The sequence below is a fragment of the Oceanobacillus sp. J11TS1 genome, assembly GCF_018333215.1.
Taxonomy (GTDB): domain Bacteria; phylum Bacillota; class Bacilli; order Bacillales; family Amphibacillaceae; genus Oceanobacillus.
The window spans coordinates 1-19,212 of record NZ_BORO01000037.1 but is presented as its reverse complement, the minus strand read 5'-3'; the positions used below and the strand labels follow the sequence as shown (position 1 = coordinate 19,212).

General features: G+C 39.4%; 26 protein-coding genes. All 26 read left to right on the top strand.

The features are described from left to right. Nucleotides 1-24 precede the first annotated feature (24 nt). The 26 genes from KI343_RS18265 to KI343_RS18150 all read left to right on the top strand — a co-directional run bounded on the left by KI343_RS18265 (nt 25) and on the right by KI343_RS18150 (nt 19,151). On the top strand, nt 25-612 hold the full coding sequence (locus KI343_RS18265; RefSeq protein WP_212927852.1) for a phage scaffolding protein: 588 nt from the start codon (nt 25-27) through the stop codon (nt 610-612). Further along, nucleotides 612-986, top strand: coding sequence for a hypothetical protein (locus tag KI343_RS18260; RefSeq protein ID WP_212927851.1), 375 nt, complete (start codon nt 612-614; stop codon nt 984-986). Before KI343_RS18265 ends, KI343_RS18260 begins: the two co-directional genes overlap by 1 nt. Before the next feature lie 21 nt (nt 987-1,007). Continuing rightward, nucleotides 1,008-1,994: a major capsid protein gene (locus KI343_RS18255; protein WP_212927850.1), complete on the top strand. Its 987-nt coding sequence runs from the start codon at nt 1,008-1,010 to the stop codon at nt 1,992-1,994. A 41-nt stretch (nt 1,995-2,035) separates the two neighbouring features. After that, on the top strand, nt 2,036-2,224 hold the full coding sequence (locus KI343_RS18250; protein WP_212927849.1) for a DUF7210 family protein: 189 nt from the start codon (nt 2,036-2,038) through the stop codon (nt 2,222-2,224). A gap of 4 nt (nt 2,225-2,228) precedes the next feature. After that, nucleotides 2,229-2,576, top strand: a complete 348-nt coding sequence (locus KI343_RS18245; RefSeq protein WP_244857091.1) for a hypothetical protein — start codon at nt 2,229-2,231, stop codon at nt 2,574-2,576. A gap of 8 nt (nt 2,577-2,584) precedes the next feature. After that, the gene (locus KI343_RS18240; RefSeq protein ID WP_212927848.1) at nt 2,585-2,914 is read left to right on the top strand and encodes a hypothetical protein; all 330 of its coding nucleotides are present in this window, start codon (nt 2,585-2,587) and stop codon (nt 2,912-2,914) included. Further along, on the top strand, nt 2,907-3,386 hold the full coding sequence (locus KI343_RS18235; RefSeq protein WP_212927847.1) for an HK97 gp10 family phage protein: 480 nt from the start codon (nt 2,907-2,909) through the stop codon (nt 3,384-3,386). Before KI343_RS18240 ends, KI343_RS18235 begins: the two co-directional genes overlap by 8 nt. 1 nt (nt 3,387) lies before the next feature. Next, nucleotides 3,388-3,813, top strand: coding sequence for a minor capsid protein (locus KI343_RS18230; protein WP_212927846.1), 426 nt, complete (start codon nt 3,388-3,390; stop codon nt 3,811-3,813). Next, nucleotides 3,806-4,378: a hypothetical protein gene (locus KI343_RS18225; RefSeq protein WP_212927845.1), complete on the top strand. Its 573-nt coding sequence runs from the start codon at nt 3,806-3,808 to the stop codon at nt 4,376-4,378. The genes KI343_RS18230 and KI343_RS18225 overlap by 8 nt, the downstream gene beginning before the upstream one ends. Nucleotides 4,379-4,448: 70 nt before the next feature. Next, nucleotides 4,449-4,742 carry a hypothetical protein gene (locus KI343_RS20410; protein WP_280530152.1) on the top strand — a complete coding sequence of 98 codons (294 nt, stop codon included), beginning with the start codon at nt 4,449-4,451 and terminating at the stop codon, nt 4,740-4,742. Nucleotides 4,743-4,792: 50 nt separating this feature from the next. After that, the gene (locus KI343_RS18215; RefSeq protein ID WP_212927844.1) at nt 4,793-5,269 is read left to right on the top strand and encodes a hypothetical protein; all 477 of its coding nucleotides are present in this window, start codon (nt 4,793-4,795) and stop codon (nt 5,267-5,269) included. Then, nucleotides 5,176-5,607, top strand: coding sequence for a hypothetical protein (locus KI343_RS18210; RefSeq protein ID WP_212927843.1), 432 nt, complete (start codon nt 5,176-5,178; stop codon nt 5,605-5,607). The genes KI343_RS18215 and KI343_RS18210 overlap by 94 nt, the downstream gene beginning before the upstream one ends. Before the next feature lie 3 nt (nt 5,608-5,610). After that, nucleotides 5,611-10,350 (top strand): tape measure protein, encoded by a 4,740-nt coding sequence (locus KI343_RS18205; RefSeq protein ID WP_212927842.1) that lies wholly within the window; start codon nt 5,611-5,613, stop codon nt 10,348-10,350. Further along, nucleotides 10,347-11,213, top strand: coding sequence for a phage tail domain-containing protein (locus KI343_RS18200; RefSeq protein WP_212927841.1), 867 nt, complete (start codon nt 10,347-10,349; stop codon nt 11,211-11,213). Before KI343_RS18205 ends, KI343_RS18200 begins: the two co-directional genes overlap by 4 nt. A 14-nt stretch (nt 11,214-11,227) precedes the next feature. Beyond that, entirely contained in the window at nt 11,228-11,356 is a 129-nt protein-coding gene (locus KI343_RS20405; RefSeq protein ID WP_280530151.1) for a hypothetical protein, read from the top strand. Then, nucleotides 11,356-11,544 carry a hypothetical protein gene (locus KI343_RS18195; protein ID WP_212927840.1) on the top strand — a complete coding sequence of 63 codons (189 nt, stop codon included), beginning with the start codon at nt 11,356-11,358 and terminating at the stop codon, nt 11,542-11,544. The genes KI343_RS20405 and KI343_RS18195 overlap by 1 nt, the downstream gene beginning before the upstream one ends. A 77-nt stretch (nt 11,545-11,621) precedes the next feature. Continuing rightward, the gene (locus KI343_RS18190; RefSeq protein WP_212927839.1) at nt 11,622-11,918 is read left to right on the top strand and encodes a hypothetical protein; all 297 of its coding nucleotides are present in this window, start codon (nt 11,622-11,624) and stop codon (nt 11,916-11,918) included. A gap of 46 nt (nt 11,919-11,964) precedes the next feature. Continuing rightward, nucleotides 11,965-12,093 carry a hypothetical protein gene (locus KI343_RS20400; protein ID WP_280530150.1) on the top strand — a complete coding sequence of 43 codons (129 nt, stop codon included), beginning with the start codon at nt 11,965-11,967 and terminating at the stop codon, nt 12,091-12,093. A 57-nt stretch (nt 12,094-12,150) separates the two neighbouring features. After that, the gene (locus tag KI343_RS18185; protein WP_212927838.1) at nt 12,151-12,933 is read left to right on the top strand and encodes a hypothetical protein; all 783 of its coding nucleotides are present in this window, start codon (nt 12,151-12,153) and stop codon (nt 12,931-12,933) included. Continuing rightward, complete coding sequence (locus KI343_RS18180) at nt 12,933-16,394, top strand: phage tail protein (RefSeq protein WP_280530153.1); 3,462 nt, start codon at nt 12,933-12,935, stop codon at nt 16,392-16,394. The genes KI343_RS18185 and KI343_RS18180 overlap by 1 nt, the downstream gene beginning before the upstream one ends. Then, nucleotides 16,369-16,596, top strand: coding sequence for a hypothetical protein (locus KI343_RS18175; protein ID WP_212927836.1), 228 nt, complete (start codon nt 16,369-16,371; stop codon nt 16,594-16,596). Before KI343_RS18180 ends, KI343_RS18175 begins: the two co-directional genes overlap by 26 nt. Nucleotides 16,597-16,610: 14 nt before the next feature. Then, nucleotides 16,611-16,934, top strand: a complete 324-nt coding sequence (locus tag KI343_RS18170; protein WP_212927835.1) for a hypothetical protein — start codon at nt 16,611-16,613, stop codon at nt 16,932-16,934. A 65-nt stretch (nt 16,935-16,999) separates the two neighbouring features. Then, complete coding sequence (locus tag KI343_RS18165; protein ID WP_212927834.1) at nt 17,000-17,209, top strand: hypothetical protein; 210 nt, start codon at nt 17,000-17,002, stop codon at nt 17,207-17,209. A gap of 91 nt (nt 17,210-17,300) precedes the next feature. Beyond that, nucleotides 17,301-17,624, top strand: a complete 324-nt coding sequence (locus KI343_RS18160; protein ID WP_212927833.1) for a hypothetical protein — start codon at nt 17,301-17,303, stop codon at nt 17,622-17,624. Between the two features lie 71 nt (nt 17,625-17,695). Continuing rightward, on the top strand, nt 17,696-18,124 hold the full coding sequence (locus tag KI343_RS18155) for a phage holin family protein (RefSeq protein WP_212927832.1): 429 nt from the start codon (nt 17,696-17,698) through the stop codon (nt 18,122-18,124). 40 nt (nt 18,125-18,164) lie between these two features. Next, nucleotides 18,165-19,151, top strand: coding sequence for an N-acetylmuramoyl-L-alanine amidase (locus KI343_RS18150; protein ID WP_212927831.1), 987 nt, complete (start codon nt 18,165-18,167; stop codon nt 19,149-19,151). Nucleotides 19,152-19,212: the final 61 nt, after the last annotated feature.

The window sequence follows — 19,212 nt, the reverse complement described above, 5'->3', positions numbered from 1 at the left end:
AAAAATATGTAGGAGGATTAACTAATGAATAGAGAAGAATTGAAAGAACTTGGCCTTAATGACGAGCAAATAGAAGCTGTAATGAAATCACACGGTCAAACTGTTAATCAAACGAAAGAAGAACTGACAAGCGCGCAGTCAGAAAGAGATTCGTTAAAAGAACAACTGTCCGAACGTGATACACAGCTTGAGAGTTTGCGAGGGAAGGCGCAAGGCAACGAGGAATTACAAGCTACTATTGATTCTTTGAAAGAAGCTAATGCTCAAGCCAAGGAATCTTATGAGCAAAAATTACGTGAACAAAAGTTTAACTATGAACTCGAAAGAGAGTTAATGACAGCTAAAGCGAGGAATCCAAAAGCAGTCCGAGCTTTACTGGATACCGAAGTGATCAAGTTAGACGATGATGGGAAAATCAAAGGGTTGTCAGAGCAATTGGAGGGATTGAAAGAAAGTGATGGGTACTTGTTCGTGAGTGAGGAAGGAACGACGCCATCAAGTTCTAATTTTAATCCAGGAGCTAAACAAAAGACAAATACACCTAAAGAAGTTGACCCATACGAAGCCGGAAAACAACGGGCTTTAGAACGACATAAGAAGGAGGAAAAATAATGAATTTACAGCCAACATATCAGAAGATTTTTGGACAAAAAGAATTCTTACGTAACACTGTTGGAACTGAATATAAGACAGGTGGAGCGACGCTAGACGCTTCTGCTTTTACAGCAGTTGCAGAAAACGGTTATGTAAAAGCCGGTACAGCAGTTTATCTAGGAGAAGATGGATTATATCTACCTTGGACTGATGCGGGCGAAGGGGATGCGCGAGAAGGTGCAGGATTAACATCCCATGATGTAAAGCTTGTGCCAAACTCCAATCCTGTTGTGGGTGTACTTGTAGCAGGGCATCCGTTAGAAGCCAATTGCACAGGTGTGACAGAAGGATTTAAACAAGAAGTGAAAGGATACCTACGCTTTGATGCGTAAGTAATGAAGGAGGAATAATACATGCCATTACATTTGAATGAATTTCAACAACCGCAATTAACTGGATACGTACAAAACGTACCACCAGCAAGAGAATATTTGTTAGCTAGCTTTATGCCGGAAGAACCTGTCTATGATATTAATTTTGCTTATAATGTTATCAATGGGAAATATGCTCCGGCCGCATCTATCACTGGATGGAACGCTAGTGCTCCATTAAGAGACACTGCGGAGCAAGAGCGTGCTTTTGGTCAAGTAGCGAAAGTACAACACGGCTTCCGGTTGGATGAAACTCAATTACTGCAATACAACCGACCGCGAGCAGAACAAGAGGCAAATGCAGTCATCGAAGGCATTTACACTTCTACAGACGAATTGTCACAAGGTGTGGATGATATTAAAGAGTATTTGCGTGCGCAGGTTATCTATAATGGACGACTTGTATATAACGATGACGAAAATGACATTCATTTAGACATTGATTTCGGAATGCCTGCAGAAAATAAACTTACTGCTACAACTTCATGGGGTGATGTAGGGGCAACACCATTAAGTGACATCCAAGTTGCTGTAGAGCAGTTCAAGAAAATGAATCAGCGACAGAAACCTGTGGTTATGCATATCACAAGCGCTACAGAGGCGTTGTTGTTGAATAACGAACAAATCCGCACTCAAATTTATGGAAAAGACAACGGCCAACGTCTGTTAACCAAAACAGATGTACAAAATGCTTTCAACGCATTGGGATTACCACCTTATCAAATCAATGATGATGTTATTGTCGTTGGCGATGAAGAAGTGCAACTGTTAGATGACAACAAAATTGTTTTGCTAGGCGCTGATCTAGGAAAAACAATGATTGGTCCAACCGTAGAGAATAATTATGCACCAGGCAAGTTTGCGAAACCATCAATCAAAAATGACCCACCAGAACAATCCGTTATTGTTGGTGAAACAGCTTTCCCTGCATTGAAGCGTAAAAAAGCAATCGTAACTATGAGCGTCTAAACAGGCGCTCTTTTAATTTACAAAAAAAGGAGGGCATACACATGCCAAAATATACAGCAAACGCTTATTTAGCTCACAAAGGAAAAATCGTTAAACCTGGAGAGGAACTCGATTTGACAGCAAAACAAGCTGACTTTTTAAAAGATAAAGTTATCGAAGTCAAAAAAGATACTAAAGGTGCTGCAGATAAATCATCTAGCAAGAAAGAAGAACAAAAAGAAACGAAGTGATCACATGATTACAAACGAATCTATTAAAGCGTATATCGATAAGATGCCTGGAAATGATGATTTTTTAGCGCTTGTGGAAGAGGAACAAGACAAAATCATCTTTTCTTCGCATGAATTACTCAAAGACCACTACAAAGAGAGGGATATAACGGATAGAGCGGTCGCTCTGCAAGTTTTATATTCAATCGAGGGTGAAGATGAGGAGTATGCTAAACTCAAACGACACGGCATTAAATCGTACTCTGTGAAGGGTGTTTCTGTCACGTTTGAAGGTGGGGAAATTGCGCCGTCAGTTATTGCTATCTTAGGAGAACCTAGAACCAAAAGTGCGAAGGTAGGTAGATTAATATGAGGCCACCTATGCGCCAGAAGGTTTGGTTTGATTATCCAGTTTATGATGATGAAGGAAATCCAATCAAAGACAAGTATGGCAAGCCAAAAACAGAACTAAAACAGTCAAAGGCTCGGGTGCAATTCAAGTCAAATATCGTCAAAGACGCCAAAGGTGAGGAAAGACGAACATCAGTAGAAATTGACTTGCCGGTGTCGTTTAACCCAACAGTAGGTGCTAGCTACGAATACACCGACATCAATGGAAATAAGGTCACTGGAGCGATTATCTCGAAAGATGAGGCTATTAATCTAGCTGGCACAAAAGTCTATTACAGGACGGTGTATTGCGATGGCTGATGAAATAAAAATTGTTTGGGAAGGTTTGAAAGAGTTTAGCAATGAGTTAGGCGGCATGAATAAAGAACTTGAGAAAAATCTCAAAAAAGCCATGAATGATTACCTTGAATTGGCAGAGGAAGGGGCGAAAGCGTTAGTTCATCGGGATGAAGGTGAATTGGAAGAAAGACTCACTGCTAAAAAGCCTCGAAAAGAAGAGGATAGAATCATTGGAGAGATAGGGACTAATTTAGAGTATGCTTTCAGACGACACGAAGAGCCTTACAGATATGGCGTGCATGATAAATATGATAGAGGAGTCCTTAAAGAAGGGTATTATGTTGACGGTAGAGGGAGAAGAACAAGGGATAAACCAAACTGGCGCGGCGAAAAGCCTGGTAGAAAGTATCTAGAACGCGCCATTATCCTAACGGAAGATGATTTTGAGAAGATTATGGCTGACGCACTCGAAAGAACGTTAGGAGGTAGATAAGTTGATTCAATATCATTTAATGAAAAAATTACAGCTTATACTACCAGACTTAGAGTGGACAGTAGATTATAAGACGGCGAACGATAACACGGGCACTGTTTATTACGAAGGCGGTGGAAAACCCGGAGAATACGATGTCCCGACCAGATACCCACGCTATATGGTTTATATTTCATCGTCCGACTGGGATTATGCGGAGTATGCTGCACAAGCTGTATTTGATGCGTTGCACAAGCTCGAAAATGAATATGTAACAGTTGAATTTGAGAAAGACGGAAACGTGGTAGCAACCAAAAGCTATCGCGTTTTTTTAGTTAAGGCGGCATCGGAGCCAATTCCGCTAGGAGTGGAGAACGATGTCATGGATTACAGCGTCAATTTTGACGTTACTTTAGTTGAAAATAAGGAGGAAGAAATAAATGGCTGAAAAACAAGAATATATTTATGGTTTAGCTGATATTACCATCGGCGAAGGTGCTGATCAGATTAAATTTGATGGTAAGGATTATTTGCAAGCTGAGGGTGGTTCACTTTCCCTAACACCACAGTATCAAGATATTACATTTGCCGATTTCGGTGAAACACCTGTTGAGAAACGTTTATCCGGATGGGAAGGTCAAGTTACCATCGTTGCTGGACAAGAAGATGCCAAAATACTTGAACTTGCGCTCGCATCCACAGTTCCAGTTGAAAATCCGAATGGCGGTGAACCAGGTGTGACAGATGCCAAAATTGGCTCTAAGTTAAAAGGCCGCAAAGTGCGAATCCATCCGCGAATATTGCCGGAAAGCGTTAAAGATATGGACTGGACGATTTACAATATGTCAAGTACAGAAGGATTTGAGCGCGAATATAACCCAGAACAGGGTAACGTAACTATCACTTTGACGATGTTACCTCGTGAAGGTTTTGACGCATCCAAGGAAGGTAACTTCTTCTACCGTGGCGCGATTGACCCCAATGCCGAGGCTGGTGAAACCCCAAACCAATAAACGCCATTCAACAGCCAGCGCTTGCTAATTTCTTTGGTTGAGTGGCGATAAATCAAGAGGAGGAAAAACAGTGCCTAAATCAGATAAAGACATTTTATATACAGAAGTTTACGGCTCCAAAGTAGGATCGCCACAGTATTATGACAAAAACGGTGATCCAGTAGTTATTTCTGCAGATACACCAATGCCTGTTTCTCTTAGTGGAGTAGAATCCATTAAAGGCGAACCAGGTCCACAAGGTCCAAAAGGCGATAAAGGCGACCGAGGGCCACAGGGACCGAAAGGCGACCCGGGACAAAATGCAGAACCACAATTCACAGAAGAAGAGGTAGCTGCGCTAAAAGCATTAATTAGTGGAGAGTAGGGATCCCCTGCTCTTTTTATTTTTATCAACTATACATTGGAGGAATCAAAATGAAAGTAAATTTAAAGATCAAAGAAGGCAGTACAGTCCAAACAGAACAGCACGAAGTTGAACCCCTAAATTTATTTCAATTCAAGGATGCATTAAAGGTCATTAAAGAGATCATTGACCTAGCGCAGAATGATGAATCACTAAAGGGCATTCTGGCGGAACTATCCACAGAAGAGATCCAGGATACCGAAGTTACTCCAGAATTCATTATCACTCGTCTATCCGGCGCATTTGAAGTTGTGCTAATTAATATTCCAGATAAAGCTTTTGAACTCTTATCTATTTTATCTGGAGTGAAAAAAGATACGCTCATGAGCCAGCCGGCAGAAGATGCGTTTGATATTTACGATGCCGTAATCGAAGTAAACAACATCGAAAAGCTTTGGAAAAGAGCAAAAAAGTCTTTTTCCGCCACGAAGTCAGCGATGAGCTTTATCACGAAAGCCAAGAAAGCGACGGGACAAGCGCAAGCATAGAAGAAGCGTTTATCTTCAAGCTTGGAAAATCGTTAGGCGGACGAAATGAAGTCATAAACAGTCCTGTCGTTGAACTGCTGAAATTTATGGATATGGCCTTAGAAAAGGAAGAGGCAGAAGCAGAACATGAAAAAGCAAAAATGTACATTCAATATCTTTCAAATATTTTCGCTCAACAGCAAGAAAAACCGACTCCAGAGTTTGCGAGAGCTAGAAAAGAATTTGAAAACAAGTTGAGGCCTAAGAACCGAAAGGAAAAAGGACCTTCAGAACAATATGAATGGGATTTTGACCCTAACGAGGTGATAGAGCAACAAAATTTATTAGAAGGGAGGTAAACTATGGCAACTATTAGAGAGTTGCGTGCTTCCTTTGTCGCTAAAGCTAATAGCATGAAGTCCACTATCCGAGGAGTCAAAAAAGAGGTTGACGGACTGCAGTCGACTACTGACAAAGCATCAGATAAAATGTCGAAATCTACAGGTGGAATTTCAAAGCATTTTCACAATTTAAGTGTAAAAGCACAAAAGAGTTTCGACAGCATCGGCAATACTTTGCAATCGACCGGTAAAAAGCTAGACTCTTTCGGAAGTGGTCTCAAGCAAACTGGTAATAGTTTAACAAATAAAATTACTAAACCCGCCACAGCTGCGGTAGGAGCGTTAGCGGGTTTAGCGCTAGTTAAAGGATTTGGTCGACTCGTAGGAATAGACACTGCCCAAGCTAAGTTGAAAGGACTTGGCCACGACGCTGAAAGTGTAGAAAAAATAATGGGTTCCGCGATGGATGCAGTTAAAGGCACATCGTTTGGTATGGACGAAGCTGCGACAACCGCAGCAAGTGCAGTGGCGGCTGGAATCGAACCAGGGAAAGAACTAACAAGATATCTATCTCTCACAGGAGATGCGGCAGCCATAGCTGGATCGTCCATGTCTGAGATGGGTTCTATTATCAACCAAGTACAGACTTCTCAAGTCGCTTATACGGATAACCTTAATCAGCTATCGGATAGAGGTATTCCTATTTACCAATGGCTAGGTGAAGAAGCTGGAGTGGCAGCATCTGAAGTTAAAGAAATGGCGTCTGAAGGAAAGATTTCATCCGAAATGTTTCTAAAAGCCATCGAAAATAATATTGGTGGTGCTTCTCAAAAAATTGGAGAAGAATCATTTACTGCCGGAATAGCTAATATGTGGGCGGCAGTTGGTCGCCTTGGCGCTTCGTTTTTAGACGCTGGCGGTAAAGGCGGTGGATTCTTTTCGCAACTTAAACCACTGATAGCTGATCTAACGGAAAATCTTGATGGAATGGGAGACTTCGCAGAAAAAGCCGGAGAAAAACTAGGAGAAATGTTCGCTAGTTTCGTAGATAAAGTAAAGTCTGTTAAATCGGCTTACGATGACCTATCCCCGACTGTCCAACAGATTATTAATAAAGTCGCGTTGGTAGGTGGTGCGGTAGCTGTTGGTATCGGACCCGTCCTAACTGTAATAGGGCTATTGGTTGGAGCGATAGGCAAGGCACTTAATCCGATAGGTGGCTTTTTCAAAGTTATATCAAAAGGCATAGGGTTTATCAGTGGGAAATCCGGAATGACAGGAGCGCTCAAGACTTTAGGGAGCAGATTTAGTTTCTTAGCAGGTCCAGTGGGCATAGTAATAGGTATTATTACTACACTCGCGTCAATATTTACAGTTGCTTATAAAAAGTCCGAGACTTTCCGGAACTTTGTAGATAAATTAAAGGATGCTTTTGTCGAAGCTTACAAGAAAGTTAAAGAATTTTTAACTACGAATGAATCTTTCCTTGGCTTTATAGATTCTATTAAAAATGGATTTTCCACAGCAAAAGATTTAATAGTGCAGGCGTTTGGTGCAGCGATGGATTTTGTCAAAGAAAAGATTTCCGATATTAAAAAATTCTGGGACTCAAACGGAGCGCAATTACTCCAATCTTTTCAAAATATTTTTTCCGGAATTTGGAAAGTGGCAGAACCGATTATAAATGCGCTTGTTTCCGCTGTTCAATTTGCGTTTCCGTTTATTAAAAAAACAATTGAAATTGCGCTAAAATTAGCGCTTGCAATAGTAAAAATGATCTGGTCAAACATAAAAGGCGTGATAGACGGGGCGCTAAATATCATTATGGGAGCCGTTAAGGTTTTCTCCGGCCTTTTTACTGGCGATTGGTCAAAAATGTGGGAAGGCATCAAGCAAGTGCTATCTGGAGCCGTCCAATTTATTTGGAATTTCATTCAGCTTTCCTTCTTTGGGAAAATTCTTAAAGGTGGATTAGCTTTCGTAAAAAGTTTCGCCGGATTCTTTTCTACTATGTGGACCGGAATAAAAAATACATTTTCGACTGTCATAAAATGGATTGTTGATTTTGTTAAAAATCGCTTCACATCCATGGGAAACACAATCTCAAATTTAACAACAGGAATCCAAAATTTCTTGTCGAAAATCTGGAATTTTATCTGGAACGGAATCTTTAAACCAATTATAAAAGGAATCTATGATTTTGTTCGCGGTCGATTTACTAGTTTACGTGATACGGTTTCTAGTATTTTTTCCGGCATCCGTGATACGGCGCGCTCAACCTGGAATAAAATCAAGGATAATATCATTAATCCGGTGCGAGATGGCGTTAAATGGTCATTGGATAAATTTGGAGAATTTAAAAGTAAGGTCGCGACGACATTTAGCAACATTAAAGATGATGTTTCGGGATATGTATCCGACATGATCCAAAAGGTCAAGGATATGCCGGGTAACATGAAGGATAAACTCGTTGATGGAGCTGGAAAACTCAAAGACGGAGCCTTGGAACTCGGCCGGAAAATGGTTGACGGAATTGCTGACGCGGTTAACGGTGTCGGTAAAGCTGTGAATTGGGTTGCTAAAAAACTTGGTCTCGATGACATCGTTGGAACTTGGAAGCCGGAAGATAAACTGGCTTGGTATGCGCATGGAACTAAAGGACATCCCGGAGGCGATGCGGTATTAGGCGACGGAACCGGAAACAATAGCGGGTCTGAACTCGTCAGCCTACCAAATGGACAATCGTTTTTAAGTGCTGACAAACCAACCATATATCAAGATCTCCCAAAAGGTACAAAAGTTTTACCAGCTAAGAAAACACGTGAATTGTTATCAAACATCCCTATGTACGCTAACGGCGTTGGGGATTTCTTTGGAAAAGTAGGCAACGGTATTAAAAATGGTGTAGGTAAAGCGAAAGATGCAACCGTCGCTGGGTACAACAAAGCAAAAGACACAGCAGTTGACGCAGGTAAAAAAGTCGCTGAATGGACAGGTGATGTTTGGGATTACGTTAAGAATCCAGGGAAATTATTAGACATTGCGCTTAAAAAAGTCGGCGCAGTAATGCCGGATGGCGTTGGCGCTATGGCTGACCTTGCTAAGGGCGCCTTTAAAACCATAAAAGGCAAAGCTGTAGACTGGGTAAAAGAGCAATTAAGTTTTGGTGGTGGTGAAGGTGTAGGTGTCGCCCCATCCGGCGGAGCTAGTGCATGGCGAATAGTTGTTAAAAAAGCAGCAGCTGAAATGAATGAAACAGTAACGGATGCGGAAGTAGCTGGAATTATTGCGCAGATTCAACGTGAATCGGGCGGTAATGAGAAAATTGTGCAATCATCTGCGGTATGGGATGTGAATACAGCTGCAGGAAATCCAGCTAGAGGATTATTACAATACATCCCACAGACTTTTGCTGCCTATAAAGTTCCTGGTCATAACAACATTTATAGTGGGTATGACCAATTACTAGCCTTTTTCAATAACAGAAATTGGCGTAAGGACTTGCCATATGGTAAACGTGGTTGGGGTCCAACAGGCGGGCGTAAATATAAACAAGGCACAAATTATGTTCCCGAGGACGGTCCGGCGTACCTGCATAAGGGCGAGGCAGTCATACCAGCAGAATATAATCGACCAGCTAAATCACCAGATGTATTAAATTTAATCGGAAAACGGTTAGGGTTATCCGAAGAAACAATTGCTGATTATCAAGGCCGTATTGTAAATGGACTATCTATTGTTCAAGAATTAATAAGAGTACAAACGCAAGAAATCATCAATCAGAATCCTTTCTTATCTCGTATGGTGGATGGTGTCAGAAACGCAAGAGAAACACTGTCTAACCAGATAAAAGAAGCTAAACAGGCCATTAATAACGGTATGGATAGCAAGAAAAATGAGTTATCCAATCAAGCGCAAGCAAACACTGATAAATCGCTCAAACGCTTTAACCAAGTGGAGAAGTCCTTATCGGGTAATATTGACAAGACAGAGAATAGTCTATCTAAACAACTCGGTAGAAAAGCCGGTGAAATCATTTCTATCGTTTCGAAATCCATTAATACAATGGGTAGTCGGATTGAAAAAGCAACCGGTCAGGCTGTAAGCAAGTTAGAAACAAAAATTAAATCGGTTGAAACCAAAGCAGTAAAAGCACAAAAAATTGCATCACAAGTGCAGAAAAATGCCAAAAAGTCGAAGCAATCAGCGATTGTCAAAAAGGTAAATCAATTGAGGTCCGGTAGTTCGGCAGCCGATAAATACTTTAAAGCGATTGAAGAAGACGGTGACTGGCTTAATGACTGGTCTACGCATTTAGGTAGCAAAAAGCAGCAAAAGCCTTATCTATTAGCTGGTTATGATTATGCTAAATCACTTGGCTTTAAAGAAGGTAAATATGCCCAAAAACATTTAAATCGCATAAAAGGCTATGCTGATGGCGGTATAGTGGACATGAAACAACTTGCTTGGATTGCAGAAGGCGGTTGGGCTGAATCAATTATTAGTCACGATCCAGCTAAGCGGCTGAGTCAGCAGCGTATTTGGAAAGAAACAGGAAATAGATTAGGGTTTACTGATGATAAAGGAAGCAAAGAAATGTTATCCGAACTTAGAAGGATAGCTAGAACAACGGAACAACTGATAAAAGTTACTAAAGAGGGCAAGACAATTAACATTGATGGTAATGAGGTAGCAGAAGTGATGTACGGTCCATTCAAACAAATAGAAGCAGTGGATGAAGTTGGGAGGTATTTCGATTGAATGATTTAAAAAGATTTGACCAGGTGATCTTCTATGGTGAAAACATGAATGAAATTAATACGAGGGATTTGGTCTTTTCCAACTTGAACCTTCCTTCAATCCCATTTGAAAATAAATGGACAGGCGGAGAAGATGGTATTCCGCCTGTTTTTGTTGGTGCGGAATATCAACAAAGGCCGGTTAATCTTGAAGTAATGATGTTTTCTCAAGATGTACCCGATTATTATTTATTGCAAAGCCGAATATTTGAGATATTCGGGTATGGAACTCCTTTTTATATTGTAAAAAAATATGAACGAGGAAAACGGTATAGAGCAATCCTTGACTCCAATTTTGAGATCGGACGTATTGATCCATTGCACGGAAAGGCAGAGGTGTCGTTTATAACAGAACAACTCCCTTTTGCTGAATCCATCGGCACAACTCAAGACATCCAACGCGATGGAATTAACGCAGACAGTGAATTGTGGGGCTTTGGAATGGGATTACTGACAGATGAGGAATCGCATAAATACACTCACGAAGCCGAAAAAGGAGATACTTTTTTAATCTATAATGCCGGCAATGTACCTATTCATCCGTTTGAACAAGAATTGCGGATTGATATTTCCAACGTCTACAGATCAACTAACTTTTTTGAGCTAAATAATTTAACAAACGGGTCGACATTTAAGATCACAGAACAAGTTAGTATGGCTGATGTCATTACGTTAGACGGGGCTAACATATGGATTAACAACCTAGAAGGGCTTAGGCGTACAAACAGAAAGTATATACAGCTAGATCCTGGCTGGAATGTTTTTTCCATTGCCGGAGCGAATAGTGCGGAGATTATGTTTGATTTTCCGTTTTATTATAAATAAGGGAGAGGTTATTGATGAGTGAAAAAGTTGTAAGTAATGATAGAAATACATTGCTAGATTTGGATACTGGTGAATTGGAAATAAAGAACGCAAGTGTGAATAAAGATTTCCCTCTTGTATTTGTGGGTAAGGAGGCGGAGTGATGAGTAAAAACCTATATGAAGCGTCACAACTAGACAGAATCGAAAAGAAAGTGGACAGAATCCTTGATTTACTAAAAAGTGAGGATTCGTCCACTTCTTTTAAACTGGGTTCAATTGATAATGCTTTGGTAATAACTACTAAAGAGGATAATATCCCTTGGTCAGAAGGTGTAAAACATTACATTTAAAATACATTTGCTTTATTAAGTAAAAAAGGATTTTCCCTCTTTTTGTCGAATAAAGTAGATGAAAGGAGGGAGAAACGTTGAGTGACAAATTTAACCCTGAAGCAAGAATCGAAATCATCTATTTCAGCAATGAAAAAGTTGATCAACAGGAAACCTTATTTAAAGGCGGTATAGCCGAGTGGAGAAATGAGGTTGGTTTAGGTTGGGATGGTTTTGATTTAGGAGACTCATTTTTCTTGAATGATGAGAAAGTAAGAGTTTTTAAACACGAAACTACTACAGGTGACACAGGTTTTATAACTAAAGCAATTTATTTTATTGCTCCGGAAACATTGAACTCTCACAAAATACAGTATGAAAAACTAATTTACTAAAGCATCCTTATCGGATGCTTTTTTATGTGATTAAGGAGGAAGAGCGATGATAATTCAATCAAGTTATGATGAGGAAACGAAACAAACTACCGTAGTTCAAATCTTAATGCAAGAAGATGAACCATGCGGAACGGAAACGAATTATAAATATGTGTATGATTTAAAAGAAAAATAAGACGTATTTATATATCTGAAAATAAGGTTCAAAAATCCTTTGAAAGGAGGATAATTTATGCCACAAAAAATTATAGGAACTCAATGGAATAGAGAAACAAGGAATGCAATAAACGATAATGACACAGAGCTTTTTAGAGCAGTTAATAACATCTCCGGAAAAATAACAGATGAAATTTATAGCGAAATCAGAAACGATGTCAAACTAAACTGGAAAGAACCTGTTAACACTGTTGCAGATTTACCACCCAATGCCCAAACAGGTGATACACGAATGATTCGTGAAACTGTTAATGGTGTTAGTCCTATTTATCGATATAACGGCTTGTCATGGGTAGAGATACAACAAATTAACTCCACAGCAATAACAGAAGTAGACCAACGCTTGCAAGCTGAAATAAATAAAAGAGAAACTCCAGAAGGAGCGCAAGCTAAGGCAAACGCTGCTAAAGATAGTGCAATAAAAAATATCAATGATCTAGAAAAGAAAATCTATAATGATGCTGATGAAGTCGTGAAAGTAGTTGAAAAAGGAAGCAATGCGAACGGGGAGTACATTCGTTATTCGGACGGCACCCAGTATTGTTGGGCGGAGCCTTTTGCGCAAACGGCAATGATTAAAGCCGGCGGCTTATGGCGCTCAGAACTGCGAGATTGGACTTATCCTAAACCTTTTGCAAAACGTCCTGTGTCCATAAGCGCACAAGCTTTATCATATGCAAGATGGGCGGATATATCTGGCAGACCCTCTCTAACATCAGCATCAATCTATCAATATGGATACGCTGAAGGAACAAACGCCTATACCACTGCTGTTTTTGCTTTTGGGTGGTGGAAGTAATGATTAATATTCCTTACGAATTTAAAGGTGCAGTTGAATATCAAAATTACGAAACTGTGGTAGAAAGAATAGAAAAGTTTGATAGGTTTTATACGATAGGCAAAGATCAAAGCGGAACTTATGACATGTATTTAATTGAATTAGGTAATGCTTCTAAGCCTTGCCTTTTTATCACTGGAAGCATGCATGGCACCGAGTGGCACGGTACGCAATACTCTATGAAATTTATGGAGGATTTACGTGACAATACTTTTCCGGATACCAGTTTTAGAGACTTTGTACTAAACAACTTTTGCATTGCCTATATTCCAATGATAAATCCTTACGGAATGGACCACGTTGTGGATGAGTATGTGCAGTATGATTATTCAGCCCGATACAATTCTAGTCATGTAGAATTAAACGGTGACTTTTACGATCTAACGCAAGCTGAATCTATTAATACCGCAAGACAAATTGATAAGTACAAACCTTTTGCTTACCTGGATATGCATATGTTTCAGCCAGAATACAGCGTGGGGTATGGAAATAAATTTATCATGGCAAATGGACAAAGAGAGACGGACAACGTAAGAGATTTGTGGCGTGATTCTTTCGAGAATTATTCCGGAGAACAAATGACAATATGGAATAATCCTCTTGCTCCCGACTCTGGATTAGCTAGAGCTTACGCAGCTAGACAGTCCAATCCTTATACGCCTCATACTCTATCTTATATCACGGAGTTTGTTAGACCTGCTTATGTGAATGATGAATTTATAGAGCCGTTGACTAAGTCGGAAATATTTAAATATGGTACGGCTAGCTTGTATTTATTCTTTAAGACCTCCATTAAATATTTCATGGAGAATGTTACTGCAGAAGAATATAAGAGTCAGACCATGTTTGTTCGTGATTTAAACGGCAGAGAATATCATTTACAAGCAACGACAACGCATGAGTTTGAGCTGAACGGAAATCAGACGTTAACGTTCACGGTATTGCCCACTAAAGTTAACAGTAGATTTATAGACGATATATCCGAAATGTGGGAAGTCATTGACGATAATGAAGTGGTTCATAAGATTGTTTATTGTAAAAAGCAAGGCATTGGTCCCCATTCCACTAAGATGGAATATGACAAATCGAAACATCATTCGTTAACACCTGTACAGGTGGTGAATGGTGTATCGAACCCAAGACCTGTAAAAGAAAAACGATTAAAAGTTGAAATTAAGGCTATTCCATTGTTCTTCCACAAATTGGACAACAGTCGTATTTATAAAGAATACAACGAGCATATGACAGCCCAATTGGCATTCTCCAGGATATTTGAGGGAATGCCTTTTGAATTTGTCATTGTAGGAAAGTTTAATGCTGTTCAATGGGAAGGATTTGGAGCAGGGGAATCACGTCTCGAAACATTTAAGCGAGCGTTGGAACGTTACAAAATGGAGTTTAGGATAGTTGGGAATATAGTATATCTTGAGCACAGAATTGGACGTGATACATCCATCCAATATCGTCATCAGTTAAATGCGAGTAATATCGTTAAAGAAATTGACGGTAGTGGCTTTTGGACGTATGCGAAAGGCTACGGTGATTACGGCAATGAAGGTGAGGGAGATGGGGAAACAAGCGACTGGCAAAATGCGAAATTAGTACGTGAATACACTTCTCCATTGGCTAAAATACCAAGCATTGGAATACTTCATGCCCCTCCAATCAAAGATGGCAGAATTACCGACAGAGCAACAATGGATAGAGGCTTGAGGGAATTAGTCGAGAACTCACTAAAAATCAGTATCACAGCAGATATACACGATATTAGCCGTCAAGGATACGCATTGATGCAAGCCCAAATAGGCGATCGTGTTTTTGCCATTGACGAACGTATTGATTTAGATGAAGAAGTGCGGGTGGTTTACGTTTCTGTTACCAAGGACTGGCGTGGATATATATTAGATTTAAATGTCACGATTGGTTCAGAAGGATTATCCAAACGCCACCAATCTAATTTAAGCACTGCTGCTAAACAAATAAATGAATTAATTGAGGGGCGCAGAAAGCTTCCTTTCAGTGTTCTTGATGAAGCTGTTAGAAATGCCACAAAAGCCTTACAGAACGCTCAAACAGAGCTTATTTTTGGTGGGAATGGCATTGTTGCTAAAGACAAAAAGAACCCTAATTATTTAACGATATTTAATAGTGCTGGAATAGGGGTTTCAAACGATGGAGGGAACACCTTCACGGAAGCAATCATAGCAGGCCGAGGCGTTAATGCTAGTGCCATCGTAACAGGAACTATGGTTGCTGACTTTATTGCAGGCGGAATATTGTCTTCGCTAAATGGCCGGACTAGCTTTAATTTGAACAACGGTGAATTAGATATGGCAAGCACTCGTTTTAGATTAGGTGGCGGAGCATCCATTGACTTTACTTCCACAAGCAACCGATTAACGTATGAGCTAGGCGGCAGGACAGCTGGAATCGGACTGACAACGTCCATAAATGAAAATTATCCAGTGATTTTCATGGGTACAACAGGCACGTCTCGCGACAACTTTGGAGCTACAGACGATCGTTGGTTCCGTGGTTTTATTGCCAATACCAACGCACGGATGAACGAAGACGATAGCTCAAATTCTGCAGTGGGAAGAAGATTCAGAGTGGTGAATATTCCTGTTGCGTGGAATAAAGGATTTGAGTTTGATTTATCTGGCACCACTAATGTATTTAAACCGATTGTAAACACGGATATGACTTATGATATCGGCGTGCGGGAGCAACCGTTTAGAAACGTTTTTGCGGAAAATTTAAGACGTGTTAGTCGAATCGAGACATCGAAAGATATTCTGTTTCGAAATCAGTATGAGAATAGTAACGTAGGATGGACATTGGAATTAACGTATGGCGATAAAGGCACGGTAGACTTTTATCCAATAAACACTGGTACGCCGAACTATTATAATATAGGAAGACCAGACAACCGTATAAATACAGCATATTTAAACGTGATTGAGTCTAACTTGATAGGTCGAGAGTATAGGGATGTTAATCAGATCTGGGTAAATACTGTTTCTTACAACAACCTTAACATTCGTTCCATGAGAAAATACAAAGAAAATATAGAGGACTTGGATCTAAAAGATTGTCTGGAATTTGTTATGAAAAATGATGTGAAAATTTTTGATTATAAACGATCGAACGAAGATGGGCAAAGAACTCTTTTTGATAAGAAAGTTGGAATTATTCTAGATGATTTAATTGCAGAAAAAGATTATTTATTCAAAGGGAGCGAAGAGACGCTGGACTCTGGAAACATTACTTTCATTCATCAAAAAGTGCTGCAGTATTTACTGATTAAAATAGAAGAGTTAAATGAGAAGAAACAGCGGGGGTACCATTACAGAACTCATAAACAGAGAAAATCATACCGAAGAAAGGGCGTCATAAATGACGAACAAACAGGAGTTATCTAAAGAACACTTACAAGAACAATTACAACGCCAAAACAAATTAATACAAGCTTTGCAAAGTGAAATTGGAATTTTGACAGGAGAGAAATTAGCAGTAAGTATCGCCTATCAAGAACTGCAACAAGAGTTAAATGATGATTTTGACGAGCAGGTAAAAGAAATGGATGAGGAGGCAGCAGAACAACCTAAGCCAAAGAAAAAATAATAAGGAGGGGTAGCATGTCAAAATTGGAAAGTTTAAATGGTAGTACAGTTATGCAAGGAGACGGTACATTGAATTTAGAAGGTGCAAATTTCAGAGGTTTTATTTCCGATGAATCATTAGGAACCAATATGGGAATAGTATCAGGAACTTTGCGTGAAGTGAAGGGGCTTAAGTTTAAAATAGTCGATACTCCTGTTCAATGGAAACAATCACTTGGATTTATGTTTGGGTTTAATGGTTCGGAGATTGGAATTCAGATATCCATTGCGGAGAAAAACAAAGATAAACTTGAGGAAATTCAAGGGAAAATAATAGAAGCATTGAAAAACGCTGAATAAGCGTTATTTTTATGCTTTAAATTCCCTCTTACTATACCGATATAGATATGGTGGGAGGGGATAATATGAAAAAAGGTTATATCAATAACTTTAATGACGGTATCAAACTAGCAGCAAGTAATTACAATGTAAAAATATACCCTAAAGAGGGAGATACGATTGAATTTGATTGTGTGGGGTATGATTTTGGCTATGTATTTAATCTTATTAATGAAAAATATAGTGGAGATAACAATATAGCTGCTAGTAAAATATCTATCGAATTAATTAATTGACAAATTGACATCTCAAACGAGGTGTCTTTTATTTTAATTAAAAGAAGGATTCCCTCTCCTTTTGTCGAATAAGTAGGCAGGAGGGGATGAAATGGGAGATTATATTGTTAATCAAGCAGGTGCGAAAATATACAGAGATATTAATAAACATCAACTATTGAATATACCGGTGTTGCAAAGCGACGAAGAAGTCGGAGTTGTTTATGAAGTGCTGTCTGTCGGTAGTTTGGGGTTAAATCGTGATCATATTATAACTGTAAAAAAACAAGATCAAGTTGTAGCATACCGGTTGCCTAACGATTTATCTGGTTGGGCTGAACATGTACAATTATTTAGTTATCAAGGCAAGAAAGTGTTTCCGTCAAAAGTAGAGTTTGGAAACCTAAACAACGAGAATTATGCACACATCTATTAAGAATAGATTGAATTGTAAAAGCATCTCACACGAGGTGCTTTTTTCATGCAACAAAAAAGGAGGAAAATTAAATGTTAGGAGATGTTAATTTGGAATACTTGGAAGCAACGCATATGTATTTATTTGGTGGAGTTAAATTTCTCCATCTCCTTTTATTATTAATGGCTTTGGATATTGTAACAGGAGTATTCAAGGCTTGGAAAAACGGCAACTTGTGGAGTCGAAAAAGCTTGTTTGGGTACTCTCGTAAGGTACTTGTATTAGTTGTTATCATACTGGCAAATGTTGTAGATCAAATACTCGGATTAGAGGGCGCTGTGGCTTATGCTACGGTGCTTTTTTATATTGCTAATGAAGGTATCAGTATTATTGAAAATTTAGCTGATGTTGGGGTTCTAGTGCCACAAGGACTAGCTGATAGGTTAAGAAGTATTGACAATTCGAGTGAATCAATGACTAAAGAAATTAAAGAAGAATTTACAGACAAGGACAAAGAGTAGCTTCGGCTGCTCTTTTTAATTTATGAGGAGGTTTTATATTATGTTAAAAGTTAAAAAACAAATCGTATCCGCTGGTCTAGCGAGCAATGTAACATACGGTGGCAAGAATCCAATCAATTACATCACCGTCCATCAAACAGGTAACACGAACAAAGGAGCCAATGCTAAGGTACATGCAAAATTACAGTCTAACGGTAATAGCAGAGCGGCATCTTGGCATTATACTGTGGACGATAAAGAAGCTTATCAATCGTTTGAAGATACAGCGCAGTGCTGGCATTGTGGTGATGGACAAGGTCCTGGGAATACACAATCCATTGGCGTGGAGATTTGTATTAATAGCGATGGGAATTACAAAAAATCTGTAGAAAATGGCGCTAAATTGGTTAAACAGCTAATGGACAAGCATAATTTGACTATTGATCGTGTTAAACAGCATTACGATTGGTCAGGAAAAAACTGCCCAGCTCAAATCAGAGCAGGCCAACAAGGCGTTACCTGGAGTGATTTTATTAATATGGTTAAAGGCGCCAAAGTATCCAAGCCCAAGGAAACTAAAATAGGGTCCAAACAAATCACGAAATCCATCGACCAATTAGCAGATGAAGTTATTGCTGGAAAACATGGCAGTGGACATGCCAACAGACGTAAAAGTCTAGGTATCAGTCAATCAGAATACGATAAAGTGCGTGCTGAAGTGAATAAACGTACTGGATCAACAACCAAACCTGCATCTAAAAAATCTGTTACACAAATGGTTAATGAAGTATTAAAAGGTCAACATGGTAACGGGCATGCTCAGCGCCAAAAGTCTTTAGGTATCAGTAAAAGCGAGTATAATAAAGTAAAATCAGAAGTAAATAAACGTTTAATAGGTGCCAAACCCACGTCTAAATCTATCAGTCAAATGGCTACAGAAGTCATTCAAGGTAAGCACGGATTCGGACATGAGAATCGTAGAAAGTCGCTTGGTATTAGTAAAACAGAATACGAAAAAGTAAGAAAAGAAGTAAATAAGCGATTGTGATAACAAAAAAGGCTAGAGTTTTTCACACTCTAGCCTTTTTTGTTTTTAGTAAGTATAGGCC

Excerpts from the sequence above, each read along its gene's own strand:
- KI343_RS18255 (WP_212927850.1), top strand. The coding sequence starts at position 1,008 with ATGCCATTACATTTGAATGAATTTCAACAACCGCAATTAACTGGATAC.
- KI343_RS18175 (WP_212927836.1), top strand. The coding sequence starts at position 16,369 with ATGACGAACAAACAGGAGTTATCTAAAGAACACTTACAAGAACAATTA.
- KI343_RS18195 (WP_212927840.1), top strand. The coding sequence starts at position 11,356 with ATGAGTAAAAACCTATATGAAGCGTCACAACTAGACAGAATCGAAAAG.
- KI343_RS18185 (WP_212927838.1), top strand. The coding sequence starts at position 12,151 with ATGCCACAAAAAATTATAGGAACTCAATGGAATAGAGAAACAAGGAAT.
- KI343_RS18225 (WP_212927845.1), top strand. The coding sequence starts at position 3,806 with ATGGCTGAAAAACAAGAATATATTTATGGTTTAGCTGATATTACCATC.
- KI343_RS20400 (WP_280530150.1), top strand. The coding sequence starts at position 11,965 with ATGATAATTCAATCAAGTTATGATGAGGAAACGAAACAAACTACCGTA.
- KI343_RS18265 (WP_212927852.1), top strand. The coding sequence starts at position 25 with ATGAATAGAGAAGAATTGAAAGAACTTGGCCTTAATGACGAGCAAATA.
- KI343_RS18250 (WP_212927849.1), top strand. The coding sequence starts at position 2,036 with ATGCCAAAATATACAGCAAACGCTTATTTAGCTCACAAAGGAAAAATC.
- KI343_RS18155 (WP_212927832.1), top strand. The coding sequence starts at position 17,696 with ATGTTAGGAGATGTTAATTTGGAATACTTGGAAGCAACGCATATGTAT.
- KI343_RS18215 (WP_212927844.1), top strand. The coding sequence starts at position 4,793 with ATGAAAGTAAATTTAAAGATCAAAGAAGGCAGTACAGTCCAAACAGAA.
- KI343_RS18170 (WP_212927835.1), top strand. The coding sequence starts at position 16,611 with ATGTCAAAATTGGAAAGTTTAAATGGTAGTACAGTTATGCAAGGAGAC.
- KI343_RS18180 (WP_280530153.1), top strand. The coding sequence starts at position 12,933 with ATGATTAATATTCCTTACGAATTTAAAGGTGCAGTTGAATATCAAAAT.
- KI343_RS18205 (WP_212927842.1), top strand. The coding sequence starts at position 5,611 with ATGGCAACTATTAGAGAGTTGCGTGCTTCCTTTGTCGCTAAAGCTAAT.
- KI343_RS18160 (WP_212927833.1), top strand. The coding sequence starts at position 17,301 with ATGGGAGATTATATTGTTAATCAAGCAGGTGCGAAAATATACAGAGAT.
- KI343_RS18150 (WP_212927831.1), top strand. The coding sequence starts at position 18,165 with ATGTTAAAAGTTAAAAAACAAATCGTATCCGCTGGTCTAGCGAGCAAT.
- KI343_RS18240 (WP_212927848.1), top strand. The coding sequence starts at position 2,585 with ATGCGCCAGAAGGTTTGGTTTGATTATCCAGTTTATGATGATGAAGGA.
- KI343_RS18235 (WP_212927847.1), top strand. The coding sequence starts at position 2,907 with ATGGCTGATGAAATAAAAATTGTTTGGGAAGGTTTGAAAGAGTTTAGC.
- KI343_RS18245 (WP_244857091.1), top strand. The coding sequence starts at position 2,229 with ATGATTACAAACGAATCTATTAAAGCGTATATCGATAAGATGCCTGGA.
- KI343_RS18260 (WP_212927851.1), top strand. The coding sequence starts at position 612 with ATGAATTTACAGCCAACATATCAGAAGATTTTTGGACAAAAAGAATTC.
- KI343_RS18165 (WP_212927834.1), top strand. The coding sequence starts at position 17,000 with ATGAAAAAAGGTTATATCAATAACTTTAATGACGGTATCAAACTAGCA.
- KI343_RS20405 (WP_280530151.1), top strand. The coding sequence starts at position 11,228 with ATGAGTGAAAAAGTTGTAAGTAATGATAGAAATACATTGCTAGATTTG.